Here is a 3747-nt window from a genome sequence, read left to right as displayed (position 1 = left end):
CAAGCAGCTGAAGCGTGCGATCGTTTAGCGAAGCAACTAGATGAAGCTAAAACGGCTCAACACCGAGTCGAGCAAGCTCACAATGCACTGCGCGAGTCGTGGGTCCGCGCGCAGCAGCAGTTAGAGAGTGCGGAACAGCAGCATCAGCGTTTTGAAAGCACTTTGTTGCAACTTGCCGATAAAGAAGAGCACATTAAAGCTAAATTAGAGAGTGCGGAGCAGCAGGCGGCAGTGTGTGAATCCACCGCGGACGAGCTGGACCAGCGGTTTGAACAGCTACAAATTGAACTCAATCAATCTCAACGCGAAAGTGTCGAACAACATCAGCGCGAGTGCGAACAACAAGCACAGAGTGTTCGCACACAACTAGACCAACACCGTTTACAGCTGACGAGTACACAAGAACAACACGCTCAGCTTCAACGTATGTCCGAACGACAAAGTCAACGTTTGCAGGCGATTGATCTTGAGTTGAATGAATTAGCGGCACAGAAGGATGAAAGCGAAGAGCCACAGCAGGCACGACTCGAAGACCTGTTAGCACAGCGCGAGGAACGCAGTGAAGCGTTGCAACGAGCGCGCGATGCGCTCGCGCAGGTGGAATTAGACATTCATGAGCTCAGTCAAGGCCGTTCTCAATTGCAGCTTAAAATCGATCGCACTCAGCAGGCACTGCAAGGTCTCGATATTGAGTACGCTAAACTGGATGAACGGACACAAGGTGTACTTGAGCAACTCTCGCAAACTCAAAAAACACTCAAGGAGATCTTGCCACGTTTGCATGAAGCGGTGGATGAAGGGGCGACCATGAGCCAGCTTGAGCAAACGTATTCGCAGCAACTTGAACGTACTACACAACAAGTCGGTCGGTTAGGTGCTATTAATTTGGCGGCAATTGAAGAAGCCGAAACGCAAAAACAACGTAAAGATTACCTCGACGAACAATATGATGATTTATCGTCCGCACTAGAAACACTTGAGGCAGCCATACAAAAAATTGACCGTGAGACACGACAACGATTTAAAGCGACATTTGATGCGGTAAACGGTGATTTACAAGCATTGTTCCCGAAAGTATTTGGTGGCGGTTCGGCATCCCTCGAGCTTACAGATAGTGATTTGCTTGAAACCGGTGTAACTATCATGGCGCAACCGCCAGGGAAAAAGAATAGTACGATCCATTTACTCAGCGGTGGAGAAAAAGCGTTGACCGCTTTATCATTAGTCTTTGCTATTTTTAGACTCAATCCGGCGCCGTTTTGTCTTCTTGATGAGGTAGACGCACCGCTTGATGATGCCAACGTCGGCCGATTTTGCCGTTTAGTAAAAGAAATGTCTGAAACAGTACAGTTTATCTATATCAGTCATAATAAAGTGGCTATGGAAATGGCAACACACTTGGCTGGAGTGACGATGCAGGAAGCCGGCGTATCACGACTCGTCGCTGTCGATATTGAACAAGCTGTGGCAATGACCGAAGCATAATAATAAAGGAAGTATGAGATGAGCAATTTACAGATAACACTCAGTATTATTGGAGTATTGCTGATTGCTGGCATTATTGCCCATGGCTTGTGGACGATGCGGCGCAACAATAGTATTTATAAACAAGCGCAGAGCGAAGTCGCTGAAAAGCGTCACCAACAGCAATCCGATGATGACTTTGATGCGGACGGTATTGGTGCGGTAAAAACGATTAAAGCAACACGTGATGAACCCAATACAACGTCAAACGAAGCTACACAAATGTCGATGGATCTTGATTTAGAGACGGACGACGAGGAAACACCATTACCATCGATGCGAGTCGATAAAGATGAAGAGCCTGCACCGGTTGAAGAAGCTGAAACTGAAACCGAACCTACAGAGGATGAAAACCTGGATGAGCCTGAGCTAGAAACAGAACGTCAACCAGCGTTCGAAGCGGCACCTGAAGCTACTTCTGCAACGAAAGCCGAAGAAAAACCTCAACCGCCGCAGGATGTCATCTCGTTGTTTGTAAAAGGTAACGTGCAAGGTGCGCTATTATTGCAAATGATGACCGAGTTAGGCTGTAAATTTGGTGAAATGGGAATTTTCCATCGCTACGAAAATACTAACGGTACTGGAACCTTGATCTTCTCTGTGGCCAATATGTTTAATCCAGGTACCTTTGATCTTGATAACATAGAACAATTTGAAACCGATGGTGTTGCATTGTTTATGACGTTACCTATCAATTACGATGGGCAGCAAGCCTTCAACATGATGCTCAATGCAGCGAAGAAACTGGCGACTGAAATTCCACAGGGGCAAGTACTCGATGGTTCTCGTCAACTGCTAACGCGTCAATCGATTCAGCAAGCCCATCAAAAAGTACGCCAATACGAATCCACGTCTTAAAGAGATATACACAACGATATGAGCCGTTCATCGACTGTAGAGCAACGCATGCGTGAGCTAGAGCAACAGCTAACACGCTACAATAAAGAGTATTATGAGCTAGATGAGCCGACGATACCGGATAGCGAATACGACAAATTATTTCGCGAACTGCAAACACTTGAAGCCAATAATCCGGAGTTAAAAAGTCAGCACTCGCCGACTGAAAAAGTAGGTAGTAAGCCACTTGATGCGTTCACTTCTGTCACTCATGAGCTGCCGATGCTGTCGTTAGACAATGCGTTTTCTAGCGAGGAGTTTTCTGCGTTCGCTGAGCGAATTCAGCAGCGGGTGGATAGTTCGGTGGCGTGGGCGTTTTGCTGCGAGCCTAAACTTGATGGTTTGGCTGTCAGTATTTTATACGAAAATGGGCAGTTGGTGAGAGCTGCGACTCGTGGTGACGGTTATTCGGGTGAAGATATAACAGCCAATGTTAAGACGATAAAGAACGTGCCCCTGCAGTTAAGTGATGATGCGCCCGAGCGTTTAGAAGTGCGAGGGGAAGTATTCATGATGACGGACGCATTTGAACGCTTTAATGACAATGCTCGAAAGCGCGATGAGAAAGTATTTGCCAACCCTCGTAATGCCGCAGCAGGGAGTCTGCGTCAGCTCGACTCTCGAATTACGGCAAAACGGCCATTGCACTTCTACGCTTACAGCTTGGGCGTGGTAAGCGAACAAGATCAAGAACAGTTGGCTGACTCGCACTATGAACGCTTGCAGCAGTTAAGTGCTTGGGGTCTACCGATTAACGATGAAGTAAAACGAGTTGAATCGGTTGAGGCGTGCGAGACGTACTATCAAGCCATGTTAGAAAAGCGCGACAGACTGCGTTACGAAATTGACGGTATTGTCTATAAGGTTGATTCGATTCGTATGCAGAATGAGCTGGGCTTTGTTGCGCGTGCGCCACGCTGGGCGATTGCACGGAAATTTCCTGCACAAGAACAACTAACGCGTATTACTGGCGTTGATTTTCAGGTGGGTCGCACCGGGGCAATTACCCCAGTGGCTCGTTTAGAGCCCGTTTCAGTCGGCGGTGTAACTGTATCAAACGCGACTTTGCACAACGCTGACGAGGTTGCTCGTTTGGGCGTCATGATTGGTGACACTGTGAGTATTCGCCGGGCGGGAGACGTCATTCCTCAGGTCGTCAGCGTATTAGAAAGCGAGCGTCCTGAAGATGCCCAAGCGATTGAGTTTCCAAGTCATTGTCCGGTCTGTGATTCTGAGGTAGAACGCATTGAGGGAGAAGCGGTTGCGCGATGCAGTGGTGGACTCATTTGCGCCGCCCAGCGAAAAGAGGCGATAAAGCACTTTGCT

General features: G+C 47.9%; 3 protein-coding genes. All 3 read left to right on the top strand.

Going from position 1 to position 3747, the window contains the following annotated elements; translation table 11 throughout:
- A partial coding sequence (locus OS145_RS11485) for a coiled-coil domain-containing protein (protein WP_006956666.1) occupies positions 1-1485 on the top strand: 1485 nt, incomplete at its 5' end.
- An 18-nt stretch (positions 1486-1503) separates the two neighbouring features.
- Positions 1504-2382 (top strand): cell division protein ZipA, encoded by an 879-nt coding sequence (gene zipA / locus OS145_RS11480; protein ID WP_006956665.1) that lies wholly within the window; start codon positions 1504-1506, stop codon positions 2380-2382.
- 18 nt (positions 2383-2400) lie between these two features.
- The coding region (gene ligA / locus OS145_RS11475; RefSeq protein ID WP_006956664.1) for an NAD-dependent DNA ligase LigA at positions 2401-3747 on the top strand (1347 nt) is incomplete at its 3' end.

The organism is Idiomarina baltica OS145 (assembly GCF_000152885.1).
In the GTDB taxonomy this organism is placed as follows: Bacteria; Pseudomonadota; Gammaproteobacteria; order Enterobacterales; family Alteromonadaceae; genus Idiomarina; species Idiomarina baltica.
The sequence above is the reverse complement of the archived record's forward strand: the minus strand, read 5'-3'. Positions and strand labels throughout refer to the sequence as shown.

What these genes read in the sequence shown, in the direction of transcription:
- zipA (WP_006956665.1), top strand. Translation starts at nt 1,504, where the DNA reads ATGAGCAATTTACAGATAACACTCAGTATTATTGGAGTATTGCTGATT.